Genomic DNA, 15750 nt, shown 5'->3' on the forward strand with positions numbered 1-15750 from the left:
TAGGATAGTATTTTCAAAGTACTATACCAAAACTACATCCTCGTACCAATATGGGCAGTAGCTGAAATAATATTAGCATAAAGCAGCATCTTGCAACGGAGATATACAGCGTACGTACCGGTAAGCCCCGTATTCGTCGGAGGGCTTCGGAGTGGTCCAGCGTGGCCTGCCTACTGCGATCGGTCGGTCGATCGCCGCCCCGGCTCCCACTCGCCGCCGAAGTCCTCGTGGAGGAAGGGTTTCGCGTCCGCGCCCGCGTACGTGCCGACGATCTGCCCGTCACCCTCGAGGTAGTACTGGTAGGTCGTCAGCCCGTCGAGACCGACCGGTCCGCGCGCGTGGATCTTTCCCGTGCTGATGCCAACCTCCGCACCGAGCCCGTAGCGGTATCCGTCGGCGAAGCGCGTCGACGCGTTGTGAAACACGCTCGCGGAGTCGAGACTCCGCATGAACAGTCGGGCGTGCTCGGAACTGTCCGTGACGATCGAATCGGTGTGTTTCGAGCCGTACGTCGTGACGTGGTCGACGGCAGTTTCGATCGAGTCGACGACGCGGATCGAGACGATCAGGTCGCCGTACTCCGTCTGCCAATCCTCCTCGGTCGCCGGGGCCACGTTGGCCGTGGCGGCGTCGGCCTCGGAGGCTTCGCTCTCGAGAATCGAGCGCGTGGTCTCGTCACCGCGAACCTCGACGTCTGCGTCCGCGTACCGTTCGACCATCCCAGGAAGGAAGGACTCGGCCACGTCCTCGTGGACGAGCACCGTCTCGACGGCGTTGCACACCGCCGGATACTGGACCTTCGCGTCGTACGCGATCTCCGTCGCCATGGAGAGGTCCGCCTCGTCGTCGACGTAGACGTGGCAGACACCCTCGGTGTGACCGAGAACGGGAATCTGCGTGTTCTGCTGGATGTACTCGACGAACTCGGAGCTACCACGCGGCATCACGAGGTCGATCGAGTCGTCCATCTCGAGGACCGTATCGACGTCTGCCCTGGCCTCGATGAGCTGCGCCCATCCGTCCGGGACCGCGTCCGCCGAATCGGAGGTGGCAGCGTGTTCCGCGGTCGCGTCCTCGATCAGATCGAAGAGGACCCGGTTCGAGTGGCTGGCCTCGCTGCCGCCTTTGAGGATCACCGCGTTTCCGGATTTCAAGGAGAGTGCGGCGATCTGGACGAGAGCATCGGGCCGAGACTCGAAGATCGTCCCGACGACCCCGATCGGGACGGAGCACCGGTAGAGTTCCAGCCCCTCGTCGAGTTTGCGGGCAGTCTGCGTCTCACCGAGGGGATCGTCCTGCTCGGCGACGCTTCGGACCATGGATTCGATGCTCTCGAGCTTCGAGGCAGAGAGTTCGAGTCGATCGACGAGAACCTGGGAGTACTCTCCGGCCGCGAGCAGTTCCTCGGCTTTCTCGACGTCACGCTCGTTCGCTGCGAGGATTTCCTCGTGGTTCGCCGCGATCGCATCGGCGATCGCGTGGATCGCAGCGGATCGCTCCTCGTCCGAGCATTTCGCGAGAGAGAGCGCCGCTCGCTCGGCCTCGGCGACCTTCGTCTCCGTGGATTTCTCCGTCGTCTCACTCATTGGACTCACCGTTCGTGGGGACAAAGATGGTTCCCACGGGCTTGCCGTCACCGATCTTCGCGAGGACCGACTCCTCGGTCGACTTGCCGATGATCGCCGGGATCTCGTGTTCGCTAGCCGCGCGTGCGCCGTGGACCTTCGTCTGGATACCACCGAAGGTCACCTCCGAACTGGCTTCGACGGTCTCCTGCACCGCCGCGTAGTTGCTACCGACAGCTTCGACCAGCTCCGCCGAGGCGTCGTGTTTGGGGTTCGCGGTGTAGACGCCGCCAACGTCGGTCAGCGTGACGAGCAGGTCGGCGCCGACGCCGATCGCCACCGAGGAAGAAAGCATGTCGTTGTCACCGATACGGATCTCCTCCGTGGCGACGGCGTCGTTCTCGTTGATGATCGGCACGACGTCCCAATCCAGGAGCGTCTCGACGGTGTTCGTGACGTTCGTGAACCGTTCGCTGTCGTCGAGATCGGTCTCGGTCAGGAGTAACTGGGCAACCTTGCGATCGTACCGGCCGAAGCTGTCGGCGTAGGTCGCCATCAGATGGGACTGGCCGACCGTAGAGAGTGCTTGCGCCTCCTCGACGGTGTCGCTGGGGTAGTCGACGCGACCGCTCCCTGCGCCGACGGCACCCGAGGAGACGAGCAGGACCTCGCGACCGTCGGCGAGGAGATCGGCGATGTCGTCGACGAGTTTGTCGACCTTCTCGCGATCGAGGTTCGAATCGTCGTCGGTCAGGGTGTTCGTTCCAGCCTTGACGACGACTCTCTGGGCGTTCGCTGCCTGCTCTCTGGCGGCCTCCACCGTGTCGGCGTCGACAGATTCGAACGTCGTCGCAGCGTCGCCTGTCGTGTCGCTCATCGAATCACTCCCCCGCGGATTCGCTCGCGAGTTCCCTGGATCGCCGCTCGGCTGCGCCAACCGCCGCGGCGAGCTGTTCGTCGGCGTCGCCATCCCAGAGGACGTCCATCCCTTCGATAGTGGTGCCCTGTGGCGAACAGACGGCGTCGATGAGCTCATCGAGGGAATCGTCAGAGCGAAGCACAGTCTCAGCCGCGCCCTTGAACGTCTGTGCGGCGAGCACGCGTGCGTCCGACTCACTCAACCCCGCCTCGACGCCGGCCTGTTTCATCGCGTCGATCAGGTAGAAGACGAACGCGGGGCCACTCCCATTGACCGCGGTGGCCACGTCCATCTGTTCCTCGTCGACTTCGACGAAGACACCGGCTTCCTCCAGTAGCGCCTCGATCTCGGGAGTGAGGGCCTCGCCCGTGACTGCCGCAGCCATGTTACCGCTCGCAGCAGCGAGATTCGGCATGACGCGGACGATGGCGGCGTCCGTCATCGGTTCGAGAACGTCCGTCGAGACGCCAGCAGCGAAGGAAACCAACGTTTGATCGTCCGAGAGATCCAGATCCTCAACGAGACCGACGGCGATGTCCGGCTTGACGACGAGAAACACGACGTCGGATTGCGTCGCTATCTCGAGATCCGTCGTCGTCTCCGTGCAGTACTCCGCGACCGACGCGAGTGCCTCCTCGTCCACGTCGTAGGCGATCACGTTGTGATCGCCCGAGCGGGCGAGGCCGCGCACGAGGGCGCTCCCCATGTTGCCACACCCGATAACGCTAGCTCGTGCCATTCTATGTTCACTCTCGACGGGTGAGGAACATAGCGCCTGTGATTTTCCACTCTGGAGGACGGCCGGCGAGAGCCCTCCGCATACACGGTTTTCGCAGGGTGACTCCCCGCTTCTCACGTGAAATATTCCGAGCAAAACCCTCACCGCACTCTGTATAGCGACATACAGTATATCAGTCGCGTATCAGCCTCCACCAGTTCGAATTGGTAAATATTCAGTACAGTATGTAATAGCGATAGGATCCCACCGGGGCTACGTTTCCGGCAGACGAACCAACTGAGCGCGCCCGTTACTCCGGCCCGGCCGTCAGAGAGTACATATTTGACTCGTACACGTCACGGACGCGACCGCCCCAGTTGTGGGTGTAGGTGTCGATGATGTCCTCCGCGACGTCGCCGCGAAGATACTTGACGATGCCTCGATCGCCCGTACGATCCCGAAGATGTGTCGTGAAGAAGTGACGGAAGTAATGCGGCGTCACGTTCTCTCCGGCGCCTGCACCGGCCTCGTACCAGCCCTCTGCCTCGGCGTAGTTGCGGACGATTCTACGTACTGCATGGGGTTCGAGCCGCGCACCCCAGTCGCCGTCGGTCGATCGAAACAGCGGCGCTAGCTCGGATCTGGAATCCGGACGAATCGCAAGCCAACAGGTCAACTCCCGGGCCAGCTCGTCGTCGATCGGGACGATCGTCGACCGCTGTCGTTTGTTCGCTGCAGGTCGATCATCGGAGAGCTCCGTGCCTGCAGCGACGTAGAGCGCGTTCGGGCGGTTGTCGAGTGCTGCCCGCGGTCGAACCGACGCGTCAGCCCGGAGATCACTCTCCAGCGAGCAGTCCCGGAGGTCAAGATTACAGAGCTCACCGACCCTGATGCCGGTTTTGAGCAAGGTTACGATCACCGCCCTGTGGAGAGGATGGTCGATCGACGAAACGAACGAACGGACGTCAGACACGCTGAGATCGCGTCGCGTCGGGTTCTTCTCGATCCGTTCGTCCATCTCCTCGCGCACGAGCGCCATCGGATTGGCGTCGAACTCCTCCACGCGCACCATGTAGCCGTAGAACCGGTGCACGTAGGCGGCGTAGGAGGCGATCGTGCTGCGGGCGTACTCGCCGCGGAGTTCGTGAATCCACGCCATGCACTCCCTGCGCGTCGCCTCCGCTGGAACGGTCGTCTCTCCGGGCACACGGTCCGGATCGGCTAGAAACGTCTCGAACCGTCTGAGAACGCGTTCGTACGCGTCGAGCGTTCGCTGGCTCTTGCCGTGATAGCGCTGTTCCTCCAGGAAGTGCGCGATCGGATCACCGGTGGCTGCTTCGGACGTAACGGTCCTAGCCATCGTCGGTCACCCGATAGCCACCGTCGAGTCGATCGTGCTCGACGAGGCCTCGCTCCTCGAGTTGATTCAGCGCAGCGTCGACGTCACGGCGGACGTCCTCGGCCACCGCGTCGACAAGCTCGTCGAATTCGAGGGGCCCGTTTTGGAGAGCCTGGAGGACGGTGTCTTCGAGGCCGTCACCCCCAGGGGTAGCGTCGCCAGAACCGGGTTCCTCTTTGGACGGTTTAGCGGCGGATTCGTCGACGCCCTCGAAACCACGTTTTCCGGCCTGTACCATCGTCCGAACGTACTCGCTGAGGCTCATTTCGAGCTCCTCGGCGTGTTCGGCCCACTCGTCCTTCTGGTAGGCAGGCACGTACGTTCGAACGGAGGTGCGTTCGGTGTCCTGATCAGCCATGGATCGAGGCTCTCGGGCCACCCACATCAATCTATCCCCAAATATGTGGATAAGGACTCTTATCGTCATATATGAACCCATGGTTCGGCGCCATTTCGCCCGTAACCAGAATCTGTTGTCAATCAAGATACCATTATTGCAGACATAGTGTTATATCCCACGATCGTGTGTATATCTGAAGGCAGTGGGAAGCGTGTACTGCTCGCATTTGACCGCGGGTGATCTGGCCTCGAAGACCGACTCTGCAGTTGACCCATCGAGGACCCGCTGGAGGACCTGCATGCGGGAACCGGAGACTGTGCGCATCCGTGAACTTCGAAAGAAGAGAGAAGACGGGCAAGGGTGAGTACTGGGAAAATGGGCACCGGGAAAGTCAGCGAAAGCCAGCGGGACCGAGCAACGAAAGAAGCAGACCGGTCACAAAGGAGGGCCCGTATAATCTGCATAAGTTATTCATCAATCACAGCTACAGCATTGAAGAGTGACGGATGGAATTCAACTCGCATATCGGGGTAACACTTATACCATATCCCGTGCTATTCCGAAACATAGTATGACTGAATACTACGATTTCGTCCTCGCCCTCATTCCCACCGCACTGCTCGGGATCGGCGGCATTCTTCTGGTCGCCGGCGTCCCACACCCCCTCGCCGTCTCCCTGGCAGGGGCCGCAGCGGTCGGGATGATCGGGCACGCGATATTCGTCAACGGCCCCGTCGCAGCTACCGATACGACCGCTACCGAGAGCACGTCTGCGTCTGCTGGTACCGCCGGTGCGTCCGTGCAGGCCGACTGAACAGGACTATCCTTCCGCGGTTCTATATGCCTCCTATGCAGCCAGTGTTCCTCTCCAGCGACGAGCTCGAAGGACTCGCCGAGCCCGGAGAGTTCGTCGACGCAGTTCGAGACGGGTACCGGCAGCGTGGAATGGGCGGTCCAGCCAAGCCACGGACGACGCTCGGATCGTCCGATCCGCCAGGGATGCTTACGGGATACACAGCGATCCTCCCCGACACCGGTGTCATGGGCGGCTACACCTACTCGGCAGGGTTCGAAGCAGCGGACGCCTGGTTCGTCACACCGCTGTTCGACGCAGAGAGTGGTGCGCCGCTCGCAATACTCGATGGTGCGTGGATGAACCCGTACAAAACCGGAGCGACGGGAGCCGTCGGAGTGGACGAACTCGCCCGGGAGGACGCCGACACCGTCGGCATCATCGGCTCTGGAGCGCAGGCACGGGGACAGCTCCGCGCCATCGCCACAGTACGTGATCTGGCCGAAATTCGCGTCTTCTCGCCGACGGAAGCCAACAGAACGTCCTTCGCCGAGGAGTTCGACGAACAGCTCGAGGCCGACGTCAGCGCCGTTTCCGACAGCGCCAGTGCCGTCGAAAACGCCGACGTCGTCGTAACGGCCACGAACGCCAGCGAGCCGGTGTTCGACGGTGAAAACCTCGAACCGGGGACGCACGTTACGGCCATGGGCCAGTACCACCCGGAAAAGCGGGAACTCGACCACGAAACTGTCGCACGATCCCGGTACGTGCCCGACCTTCGGGATCGCATCTCACAGGACGCTGGATCCTTCCGTAGCGCCCAGGAGGCGGGCCTGATCGACGAGGCCCACGTCCACGCAGAACTCGGAGAGATCGTCGCAGACCGTGCCTCTGGACGGACTGACGAGGAACAGATAACCGTCTTCGATAGCGGTGGGACCGGCATCGAGACAGTTGCAGGTGCCCATCTCCTCTACGAACGTGCTCGGGACCGAGATCTGGGCACGGAAATCCAGCTTTCACCGGCCAGCGAAGCGCTCACCGGGCGTTGAACACAAACGAGGTAGCCGCTTACAGCGGGAGGCCGAGCGCCTCGACGAGCCCGATGCCACTGGCGACCGCACCGATCAGATAACCACCAATTGCACCACCATTGAGCATCGGGAGTCCAGCGTGTGCTCTCCCTTTGAGCACCATCCGCAGGAGAAAGCTGAGACCGATCAGGGTACCCACGAGCGCCGTCAGTGCCGGGAGATTGATCGCGAGCAGTGGGACGTCGAACAGCGGCGCGGAATCCCGAAGGAAGTACGCGGCGCTGACGACGAGAATCGTCGGCATGACGGCGTCGCCGAGGCCGATGTAGATCGCATCGCGGCCCCCGGCTGCTTCCGTCTGTTCTGCTTCCTGCTCGTCGTCTTCGCTTTCGGAGTTCCCCACCATTTCCTCTTGCTCATGCCCCTTCTCCTGCTCTGATTCCAGGATCGAATCCCCCTGCTCGTCGGATGTCTCCCCGTCGTCGAGTGTAGCAGGTCCGTCGTCGGAGAGCAACGAGAACGATGTCGTCGTCGGCACGACCAGGAGCACGGGGACGTTGAGGTCCGTAACACCCTCCGCGAGGGCCAGCATGTGTTCGGTGCCGTAGACGCTGATGGCGTCGTAGGCGGCCAGGATCAACAGGAACAGAACCGTCAGCTCAGGGGTAAACGCCAATCCGAACAGACCAGCAGCACCGGCGCCGAGCAACACGCCTGCCGCGTCGATGACGTACCACTCTGGGTAGACGAACAGCGCGATAACGAGGCCGCCAGCCACAGCGAACGGAATCACGATTGCCAGGTTCTCGAGCGCCGTAGCGGTAGTTCCAGACGCCAGGTCACCTGGCTCGAGCGACGTCAGGATGGTGTCGAGGACAATCCAGCAGATCCAGCCACACGAGAGCAACACGAACCCGCGGATGAGTCGCTCGAGGCCGAACTTGATCGCTGCCAACATCCCGGCCGTCGCCACCAGAATGACGCCGAAGAAGTACGCAACGTTCCCGGCGTTCGAGGGGTCATCGACTGGCTGGGCACCGGTAGCAACGTACGGATCCAGCAACGCGAGTGCACCCAGTTGAATGCAAAGAAAGAGGCCGATCGTCCCTGCGACCGCGGTAAACGATCGCGTCCGGTCGTCCATACGGGAGGATCGGTCGGTCGCCCCTTCCCGGTTACGCTTCTGACGTGGCTGTTGGTTCTCGCCAGTCCAACACCGTCCTCAGCGAACGTACAGCGGTTCGCCAAGTAGGGAAGGCAAACGGCGCGATTCCACCGGAGAGACGGTTGCAAACGGCGCTGTGACCGGTCCAAAGACGTCGACCACCGTGCCGACTGGCTCGAGCTGATCGTCGACGACTTCGGTACCGATGTCCGGAAGGTCGTCGACGCGGACCACAGCGAGCCCCTGCGCGATCCGGTTCGTCGTTCCAAGTCGTTCCATTGGCATCTCGTGAGTACAGCGGTAAGCCGGTCAGTTTCGAAGTGCCGTGACGTACGCCCCGACAGCCTGTATCAGATCAGCTTTCCCCGTGTCAGTCGCGTCGTGAACGATAACGCGGCCCCGAGCCGTATAGTGTTCTCGAGGGTAGGCTACGTCACGTTCTACCGTTGCGTCGTATCCGACCTGCCCCACGGCTTCGGCGATCTCTTCGACGGTGGGTTCGTCGACGGCCATATCGCCGGGGACGCGCCGGCCGTTAGAGCGCGAGAGGGCGGCGTCGAAGTACGCCGGCCAGAGAACGTTCTCGACCATATGATTGCTGCGGGAGGACTGGGTTTAACCCCTGTGCTCGGCGCGCGATACGGGATTCGCTGTGCCAGAAACCGCTGGGGACCAGTGCACGTCACGCGAGCTGCCGGCTCGAAACTCCGAAACTAGACGATTTGTACCACACACCCATCATATCAGTCAACAATAACGCCGACAGATTCCAGACTGGTAAATCGTATGCCGCTATATCAAATCCGTTGTTGGCTGATGTGGGCACGTTGGGGACGGAAGTACCGGTTCTGGGCCGCAAACCCGGGTCCAGCCAGTCGTGGTCGAGGACTGACCAGCACGCAAATCATTTTGAACGCCGCATCCGATCGGTCGATCATGGCCGGAGAATCAGTCGATCGACTCGAGACCGGTGACGTGGCACCAGACTTCGAACTGCGGGGGACGGACGGAGGAACGTACTCACTCGCGGATTTCGACGACGCAAGCGCGCTACTCGTCGTGTTCACCTGTAACCACTGCCCTTACGCAAAAGCGAAACACCCGCTCCTCAACGAAATCGCAGCGGAGTACGACGACGTCGCCGTCGTCGGTATCAACGCCAACGATCCGGAGGAGTACCAGGAGGACTCCTTCGACGAAATGATCCAGAGGGTCGAAGACGGCGAGATCGCGTACGACGCCTATCTCTTCGACGAGTCCCAAACAGCCGCTGCAGCGTACGGCGCCGTCTGCACACCGGACCCATTCCTCTTCACCAACAACGACGAGTTCGAACTGGCCTACCACGACCAGCTCGACGACGCACTGAACCCCGACGATGTAGCCTCGCGAGTGCACATTCGCGAGGCAATCGAAGCAGTACTGGATGGTGAGACAGTCGACATCGATTCCCAACCGTCGCGAGGGTGTACGATCAAGTGGCGCGACGGCAACGTGCCAGAGTACTGGGACGAGATCTGATCGTACATCGTACCCGGTGGCGATAGCCTGCGATCAGAATTAGTCTGCCCGTTCGACGTTCGTGAACTCGAAGCGGGCACCGCCTTCGGATCCGACAGTCGCAGTCGGCGTCCAGCCGTGGGCGTCCGCAACTTCGCTGACTACCCACAGTCCGATGCCGTGGCCGTCAGAAGACGTCGTGAAGTTTGACTCGAATACACTGTCCCGAACGTCCGGCGGTATCCCACTCCCGTCGTCTTCGACGTAGAAACCGACCATGCTGGGATCGGGCTGTTCGAGCTCCCCAACCCTAACGGAGAGGGGATTCATGGACTGATCGTCGGAACTGGCTTCAGGATCGTCCGCACGTGCGATGGCACTCGCAGCGTCACCACCGTGCTCGATTGCGTTCCGGAACAGGTTCTCGAGCATCCTGAGGAGCCGAGACTCGTCGGCATTGATCAGCACGTCAGCCTCGATCGACAGGTGTGCCTGCCCCGTGTCGACATTCGACCAGGCTGCGTCTACGACGGCAGCTAGCTGAACGGGAGCGGCATCCGTCGCGGACTGACCACCACGTGCGAGCGCGAGCACGTCGTCGATCATCTCGTTCATCCTGGCGAGTGCTTCGTCGACCCGTTCGACCGACTCCTGATCGTCCGCAGACTCCTCGACGAGTTCGAGATACCCCTGTGCAACGCTGAGGGGATTCCGGAGATCGTGGGAGACGATGGACGCGAATGCGTCGAGCCGTTCGTTCTGACGTTGCAGTTCGCGTTCGCGTTGCTTCCGCTCGGTGATATCTCGAAGGACTCCCACCGTTCCTCGGGAGCGACCAGCTTCGTCGCTCGGGAGGAGGCCGACCTTGTTCTCACAGGGAAAGGGGTCCCCCCTCTTGGGCTGCACCGTAAGCTCCAGTGACTGGGAGGTGCTCTCGACGTCCTGGAGCGATTCCACAGCCGCGTGCCAGAACGTGCTGCTATCGGAGGTAAGAATCATCTCGATGTGCTCGCCCAACAGCCCTTCTCTGGCGTAGCCGGTCATCGAGCAGAGCGCGTCGTTGACGGTCATGAAGTGACCGTCCGCGTCGAGCGCGTACATACCGTCACCGACAGTCTCGACGAGTCGCTCGTGTCTGCGAAGGATGCGTTCCTGTTGATCGATGCGTCCCCGGATTGCCATACCTTCCAGAACTCGAGCGGTGGTCTCGGCGACGTCCAATAGCGCCGAGCGTTCGCCAGCGTCGAACCCGCCAGAGTGAGTCGAGTAGACCGCGAACACGCCGAACAGTTCGTCCTCGGTCTGGAGCGGAACGAAGGCTATAGACCGACAGCCCCGCGCGATAGCCTCCTCCCGCCAGGGCACGAACGAGTCGTATCCCTCGACGTCCTCGAGAAATATCGGCGTGCGTTCGGCAAGGACCTGAGCGAGCACGCCCTCTGCCCCATTCCCCGCAGGGAAGGTGCGAGAACGCGGCCACTCGTCTCCAGAGGTCGCAGTCCCCCACGGAACGACCTGACCTTCCCCTCGATCGAACTCGCCGATCCACGCGAACTCGTAGGAATCGGTGAGAACGATCTGATCGCAAACTGCAGTCTCGACCTCGCCCGGACGCGTGGCGTCGACGAGTTGGCGTTTGATCGCTGCAATCGTCTCCTCGATCCGGTTCGTCCCTCCGGTGAGTGGAGGACCGTCGTCAGCAGCGGACGGTCCTGAAGAAACGTCGTCGACGACCGAGTTCGCGACCCAGTCTGCGAGCGCCGGATCGTCGGCCGCTCGGCTGGCGTCGAGGAAGTCCACGACCTCGGCGACGGCGGTAAGCCGATCGGAGTCGACGGACTGCATCGAAAGGACGAGCAGAGATAGCTCGGGCCGCCGATCGCGGACCGCTGCCAGCAAGCGTGGTGCACTCGCGATCGTGCGGGCGTCGGTGACGACCGCGTCGACGTGCTCGTTCTCGATGACCTCGACGCCATCGGCGACGTCGGTCACAGAGAGAACACTCACTCCTGGATAGGAGTACTCGAGTGGCGCGCTGACGCGAGATGCGAACGATTCGTCGTCGCTCACACAGAGAACGCGGCTCGTCACCGTTCCCCCACCCCGAACCAACTGCCGTTTCCCACGAGTACGGACACTTGATCAACCATACACAGCACTGGACTTTAATGCTTCCTGCCACCGCGAAACCGACTGCCGCAAGGGATCCAGCTATCGCGGCGGCAAGTCAGCGAGGGACGACGTCAGTCTCCGGACTGACGGTAGACGAGATTCCGCTGGATCTCGTTTGCGCCCTCGTAGATGACCGGGATCCGCACGTCTCGGTAGACGCGAGCGATCCGACGATCGGTTAGAATCGAACGGCCCCCGTGGAACTGCATCCCCTGCTCGGCGCAATCGACGGCTGCCTCAGTCGAGACGGTCTTCGCCATCGCCGCCCAGAAGCCGGGTTCCTCGCCAGCCTCCACCTTCTTCGCTGCACGCCAGGTCAGCGCGCGGGCGCTCTCGAAGTCCATTCGCATGTCGGCCAGACCGTGCTGGACTGCCTGAAAGTCGCTGATGGTTCGATCGAACTCCTCGCGATCGTGGGTGAACGACCAGGCCTCCTCGAAGGCCGCGGCGGCGAGACCGAGACCGTGTCCTGCCACCACGATACGGCCGTGATTGAAGAACTCCGCGAGCATCCAGAAACCAGCACCCTCCGTTCCCACCACGTTCTCGGCGGGAATCCGGCAGTCGTCGAAGACGACGTGTGCCTGTTTCGACGCCCGCATCCCCATCTTCTCGGGGATGTGCTCGGCGTGGTAGCCGTCGGCGTCAGTGGGCACGATGAAACAGCTGTGATTGCCGTACTGGTTCGCCTCGTCGTCATCAGTCCGGGCGTAGACGGTGAGCCAGTCGGCCTCGACGCCGTTGCCGATCCAGTACTTCTCGCCGTTGAGGACGTACTCGTCCTCGCCGTCGGGTCCAGTTCCCTCTTCGAGGTCCGCTCGCGTGGTCATCCCCGCGAGGTCGCTGCCCGTCTCTGGCTCGGAGACGGCGAGCCCCGTCAGCTGCTCGCCCTCGGCGACTGGCCGAAGATACTCCTCCTTTTGGGCCTCCGATCCGTACTCCGTGACCAGTTCGGCGCCGAAGCTCGCGAGCTGGAGCGTGAGCGCGATGCCTGCATCTGCGCGGAAAAACTCCTCTGCGATCGCGAGCACTTCGGTCAGCGAGAGCCCGCGGCCTCCGTACTCTTCTGGGATGTCCTGTGCGATCAGATCGGCGTCACGAGCGGCTTCGAGGATCTCCCAGGGATACTCGCCCTCACGAAAACACTCCTCGGCGTTCGGCTCGATGTGCTCGGCGGCAAACTCACGAGCATCCTGCTTGACCGGACGAGCGTGCTCCGGAACGACGGACTCCTCGAGCAGTTCCATGGTCGTACAACGCACCGAAGGCGCAAATATCCGGCGTGAATTCGTGACGCCGCAGAAGTCGTTGTACCGCTGTTCGGGACGTCAAAGGGGCCCGTCTAGCTGTCGGTAGAAGCGTTGCAGAGTGGATCGGCCGACCCGTCAATCGGTCAGTCCCACGCCCCGCTTCACCAACCAGATGTCAAGAGCGAGAACGGCGACCGTGGCTCCCAGCAGGACGCCGACGGACACCGTCGGCGTCAGATCGGAGTAGCCGAGCAGGCCGTAGCGGATCGTATCGACCATGTAGACCATCGGGTTCAAGAGCGAGACCGTCCGCCAGGTCGAGGGGAGGACGTCGAGAGAGTAGAAGACGGCCCCGAAGAAGACGAGCGGCCTGAGGATGAACTGGTTCATCACCGTCAGGTCGTCGAAATCTCGAGCGTAGAGACCGCCGATGAGTCCCAGTCCCGCGAAGAGCACGCAAACGATGACCATCGTCACGGCCAGGACGGCCGCGTGTTTGATGCCGATCGGCGTGAAGATCCGACCGACTGCACCGATAATGACGCCGACGAGCAGACCTCTGAGCGCGCTCGCACCCACGTACGCGGCGACGATTTCGGTGTAGGACAGCGGTGAAGTCAGCGGCTCGTCGATGTACTCGTTCCAACGCCCGTGGAAGATCGAGAACGCAGCGTTCTCGAAGGCGTTCGAGACTGCGCCGAGAACGATCAGGCCCGGCAGGATGAAGAGGACGTAGGGAAAGCCCGCGATCTCGTCGATGCGACCGCCGAGGACGATGCCGAACACGGCGAAGTAGAGGACGTTCGTGATCGCCGGCGGCATGAACGTGTTCTTGGGCCGGCGAACGAACCGCTGGACTTCTCGCTTGAACAGCGCGCGACCGCCGATCGACCACATCAGGAGATCCCCCCGGAGCGCTCCGTGAGGTCCACGAAGATGTCTTCGAGCGACGTTCGCGCGATTTCGAGATCGACTACTTCGTGCCCGCCGTCGCTCAGATCGCGGAGCAAGCGCGGTGCGACGGCGCCACCGTCGTCGACCTGCACCGCGAGGCGACCTGCGTCGATCCACGCGTCGATCGCGTAGCCGTCGAGGGCTGGCGGAGCGTCGAGATCGGCCTCGAGCGTGACGTAGATCGTGTCCGTGCCACGGTCCATGAGATCCTCCGGCGACTCCACGGTCACGACCTCGCCGTGGTCCAGGATCGCGACGCGATCACAGAGCCGTTCGGCCTCCTCGATGTAGTGCGTCGTGAGGAGGACGGTCGTCCCGTTCGCGTTCAGATCGCTCACGATCTCCCAGAGATCGTGACGAAGTTCGACGTCGACGCCCGCAGTCGGCTCGTCGAGGATGAGGAGATCGGGATCCGTCACGAGCGCACGCGCGAGGAGGAGTCGGCGTTTCATCCCGCCGGAGAGCCAGTCGAACCGCTGCTCGCGCTTCTCGTAGATGCCGACCGTCTTCAGCACCTCGTGGGCTCGTTCTTTCGCCTCGTCGTGGGTAATCCCGTGGTAGCCGGCCTTGTGCATCAGCACCTCCTCGATCGGGAAGAACCGGTCGACGTTGAACTCCTGTGGCGCGATGCCGATCGCGTCCCGTGCCTCGCGGTAGTCGTCGACGACGTCGTGGCCGAAGACCCGCGCAGATCCGCCGCTCAGGCGGACGAGGCCGACGAGAATGCTGATGAATGTGGTCTTCCCCGCGCCGTTGGGACCGAGCAAGCCGAAGAACTCGCCGTCCTCCACCCGTAGAGAGACTTCGTCGAGCGCCCGGAGGTCCCCGTACTCCTTCACCAGACGCTCTGTTTCGATGGCCGGCGGCATGGTACCCCGTCGATCACTGGGCGAGAAAAGGCTGTTCGTCGCGGTCAGCGACACCGCATCGGCGTGGCGCGTGAGGCGACGACCGCGAGCATTGAAGGCCCCGATCGGTAGCCTCAGGACTCGCGATGGCTCACGGCCAGCCCCGACCCGATCGGCAGGATCGTCGTCTCGAATGCCGGATCGTCGCGAACGGTGTGGAGATACTCGTCGATGCTCTGGGTCATCTCGTCGTCGCTCGCGAGCGGTTCGTCGTCGTGCCAGGAGCGCAACAGTTGCTCGAACTCGATCGTGCCACCGGTCATGACGTTGTCCGCGACGACGATGCCCCCCGGTGCGACCTTATCGCGGAACGCCGAGAACGCGTCAACGTACCGGGTTTTCTGGTGATCGATTAGCGTGACGTCGAACGGGCCATCGTAGGAGTCGGCAATCTCCATTGCGTCGCCGTGTTCGTACGTGACGACGTCGTCGAAGCCACCACGCTCCAGATACGTCTCGCCCATCTCGATCTCGTCGGCGTCGATCTCGGTACAAATTATCTCGCCGTCGGCCGGCAGCGCCCGGGCGAACCAGTACGCCGAGTAACCGTAGCCGGAGCCGAACTCGAAGACGCGCTCGGCATCGACCATTCGCGCGAGCAGCTGGAGCCAGCCGCCAAGCGCCGGACCGACGTGGGGGAAACCGTGTTCCTCTGCGTACGCGTCCATCTCCTCGAGTACGTCGTCGGGCTCCGGGCCGACCGCACTGACGTAGTTGGCGAGGTCGTCTGACAGGAGAGCCATATGAAGGATTGTGGCCGTCGGTCACCTAAGCGTTCCTCCCATTCAGCAACGACGGCAGTGGACCACCAGCGACGGAACCGGAACTGAAGGAATCGTGAGCGATGAAATCACCGGCAATAGACTCCCCAGCGATGGCATCGACAGCGTTGGGGAACGACGGAAACGTATACGTCTCCTTGTGTTTGCGATTCGACACGTGCCAAACGCCCAGTGGTCGAACTACGTACCACTACCGACATCTACAAAGTGAGATCCATTCTCGTGTGGCCCCCACATACCGACACACTGTA

At 62.3% G+C, this 15750-nt stretch carries 15 protein-coding genes and 1 pseudogene; 3 read left to right on the plus strand and 13 right to left on the minus strand.

Going from position 1 to position 15750, the window contains the following annotated elements:
• Positions 1 to 170 precede the first annotated feature (170 nt).
• The 5 genes from MXF70_RS12265 to MXF70_RS12285 all read right to left on the minus strand — a co-directional run bounded on the left by MXF70_RS12265 (position 171) and on the right by MXF70_RS12285 (position 4959).
• Positions 171 to 1586 carry a glutamate-5-semialdehyde dehydrogenase gene (locus MXF70_RS12265; protein ID WP_248515914.1) on the minus strand — a complete coding sequence of 472 codons (1416 nt, stop codon included), beginning with the start codon at positions 1584 to 1586 and terminating at the stop codon, positions 171 to 173.
• Complete coding sequence (proB, locus tag MXF70_RS12270) at positions 1579 to 2442, minus strand: glutamate 5-kinase (RefSeq protein ID WP_248515915.1); 864 nt, start codon at positions 2440 to 2442, stop codon at positions 1579 to 1581. The genes MXF70_RS12265 and proB overlap by 8 nt, the downstream gene beginning before the upstream one ends.
• A gap of 4 nt (positions 2443 to 2446) precedes the next feature.
• The gene (gene proC / locus MXF70_RS12275) at positions 2447 to 3223 is read right to left on the minus strand and encodes a pyrroline-5-carboxylate reductase (RefSeq protein WP_259370360.1); all 777 of its coding nucleotides are present in this window, start codon (positions 3221 to 3223) and stop codon (positions 2447 to 2449) included.
• Between the two features lie 289 nt (positions 3224 to 3512).
• A complete protein-coding gene (locus MXF70_RS12280) occupies positions 3513 to 4562 on the minus strand; it encodes a tyrosine-type recombinase/integrase (protein ID WP_248515917.1) in 1050 nt (349 codons plus the stop codon).
• Complete coding sequence (locus MXF70_RS12285) at positions 4555 to 4959, minus strand: DUF5805 domain-containing protein (protein ID WP_248515918.1); 405 nt, start codon at positions 4957 to 4959, stop codon at positions 4555 to 4557. The genes MXF70_RS12280 and MXF70_RS12285 overlap by 8 nt, the downstream gene beginning before the upstream one ends.
• A 553-nt stretch (positions 4960 to 5512) precedes the next feature.
• Here MXF70_RS12285 and MXF70_RS12290 point away from each other — a divergent pair.
• Entirely contained in the window at positions 5513 to 5755 is a 243-nt protein-coding gene (locus MXF70_RS12290) for a DUF8015 family protein (RefSeq protein ID WP_248515919.1), read from the plus strand.
• A gap of 35 nt (positions 5756 to 5790) precedes the next feature.
• On the plus strand, positions 5791 to 6786 hold the full coding sequence (locus MXF70_RS12295) for an ornithine cyclodeaminase family protein (protein ID WP_248515920.1): 996 nt from the start codon (positions 5791 to 5793) through the stop codon (positions 6784 to 6786).
• A gap of 19 nt (positions 6787 to 6805) precedes the next feature.
• On the opposite strand, the gene MXF70_RS12300 is transcribed toward MXF70_RS12295, so the two are convergent.
• From MXF70_RS12300 to srp19, 3 genes are all read right to left on the minus strand, one after another.
• Positions 6806 to 7912, minus strand: coding sequence for a presenilin family intramembrane aspartyl protease PSH (locus tag MXF70_RS12300; RefSeq protein ID WP_248515921.1), 1107 nt, complete (start codon positions 7910 to 7912; stop codon positions 6806 to 6808).
• Between the two features lie 78 nt (positions 7913 to 7990).
• Positions 7991 to 8212 (minus strand): H/ACA ribonucleoprotein complex subunit GAR1, encoded by a 222-nt coding sequence (locus MXF70_RS12305; protein WP_248515922.1) that lies wholly within the window; start codon positions 8210 to 8212, stop codon positions 7991 to 7993.
• Positions 8213 to 8242: 30 nt separating this feature from the next.
• Positions 8243 to 8524, minus strand: coding sequence for a signal recognition particle subunit SRP19 (gene srp19 / locus MXF70_RS12310; protein ID WP_248515923.1), 282 nt, complete (start codon positions 8522 to 8524; stop codon positions 8243 to 8245).
• A gap of 345 nt (positions 8525 to 8869) precedes the next feature.
• On the opposite strand from srp19, the gene MXF70_RS12315 reads away from it, so the two are divergent.
• Positions 8870 to 9454 (plus strand): thioredoxin family protein, encoded by a 585-nt coding sequence (locus MXF70_RS12315; protein ID WP_248515924.1) that lies wholly within the window; start codon positions 8870 to 8872, stop codon positions 9452 to 9454.
• A 39-nt stretch (positions 9455 to 9493) separates the two neighbouring features.
• Here MXF70_RS12315 and MXF70_RS12320 read toward each other — a convergent pair whose 3' ends face one another.
• The 5 genes and pseudogenes from MXF70_RS12320 to MXF70_RS12340 all read right to left on the minus strand — a co-directional run bounded on the left by MXF70_RS12320 (position 9494) and on the right by MXF70_RS12340 (position 15460).
• Positions 9494 to 11503 carry a PAS domain S-box protein gene (locus MXF70_RS12320; RefSeq protein WP_248515925.1) on the minus strand — a complete coding sequence of 670 codons (2010 nt, stop codon included), beginning with the start codon at positions 11501 to 11503 and terminating at the stop codon, positions 9494 to 9496.
• A 173-nt stretch (positions 11504 to 11676) separates the two neighbouring features.
• Entirely contained in the window at positions 11677 to 12852 is a 1176-nt protein-coding gene (locus tag MXF70_RS12325) for an acyl-CoA dehydrogenase family protein (protein WP_248515926.1), read from the minus strand.
• 138 nt (positions 12853 to 12990) lie between these two features.
• A complete protein-coding gene (locus MXF70_RS12330) occupies positions 12991 to 13752 on the minus strand; it encodes an ABC transporter permease (protein ID WP_248515927.1) in 762 nt (253 codons plus the stop codon).
• Positions 13753 to 13775: 23 nt separating this feature from the next.
• Positions 13776 to 14678 (minus strand): annotated as a pseudogene (locus MXF70_RS12335) (ABC transporter ATP-binding protein); the annotation flags it as partial.
• A 113-nt stretch (positions 14679 to 14791) separates the two neighbouring features.
• Entirely contained in the window at positions 14792 to 15460 is a 669-nt protein-coding gene (locus MXF70_RS12340) for an O-methyltransferase (RefSeq protein WP_248515929.1), read from the minus strand.
• Positions 15461 to 15750 lie beyond the last annotated feature (290 nt).

Source organism: Salinarchaeum laminariae, assembly GCF_023204835.1.
GTDB lineage: Archaea > Halobacteriota > Halobacteria > Halobacteriales > Salinarchaeaceae > Salinarchaeum > Salinarchaeum laminariae.

Coding starts and splice junctions, on each gene's coding strand:
- proB (WP_248515915.1), bottom strand. CDS start 2,442: ATGAGCGACACGACAGGCGACGCTGCGACGACGTTCGAATCTGTCGAC.
- proC (WP_259370360.1), bottom strand. CDS start 3,223: ATGGCACGAGCTAGCGTTATCGGGTGTGGCAACATGGGGAGCGCCCTC.
- MXF70_RS12300 (WP_248515921.1), bottom strand. CDS start 7,912: ATGGACGACCGGACGCGATCGTTTACCGCGGTCGCAGGGACGATCGGC.
- MXF70_RS12290 (WP_248515919.1), top strand. CDS start 5,513: ATGACTGAATACTACGATTTCGTCCTCGCCCTCATTCCCACCGCACTG.
- MXF70_RS12305 (WP_248515922.1), bottom strand. CDS start 8,212: ATGGAACGACTTGGAACGACGAACCGGATCGCGCAGGGGCTCGCTGTG.
- MXF70_RS12295 (WP_248515920.1), top strand. CDS start 5,791: ATGCAGCCAGTGTTCCTCTCCAGCGACGAGCTCGAAGGACTCGCCGAG.
- MXF70_RS12325 (WP_248515926.1), bottom strand. CDS start 12,852: ATGGAACTGCTCGAGGAGTCCGTCGTTCCGGAGCACGCTCGTCCGGTC.
- MXF70_RS12340 (WP_248515929.1), bottom strand. CDS start 15,460: ATGGCTCTCCTGTCAGACGACCTCGCCAACTACGTCAGTGCGGTCGGC.
- MXF70_RS12285 (WP_248515918.1), bottom strand. CDS start 4,959: ATGGCTGATCAGGACACCGAACGCACCTCCGTTCGAACGTACGTGCCT.
- srp19 (WP_248515923.1), bottom strand. CDS start 8,524: ATGGTCGAGAACGTTCTCTGGCCGGCGTACTTCGACGCCGCCCTCTCG.
- MXF70_RS12315 (WP_248515924.1), top strand. CDS start 8,870: ATGGCCGGAGAATCAGTCGATCGACTCGAGACCGGTGACGTGGCACCA.
- MXF70_RS12265 (WP_248515914.1), bottom strand. CDS start 1,586: ATGAGTGAGACGACGGAGAAATCCACGGAGACGAAGGTCGCCGAGGCC.
- MXF70_RS12330 (WP_248515927.1), bottom strand. CDS start 13,752: ATGTGGTCGATCGGCGGTCGCGCGCTGTTCAAGCGAGAAGTCCAGCGG.
- MXF70_RS12280 (WP_248515917.1), bottom strand. CDS start 4,562: ATGGCTAGGACCGTTACGTCCGAAGCAGCCACCGGTGATCCGATCGCG.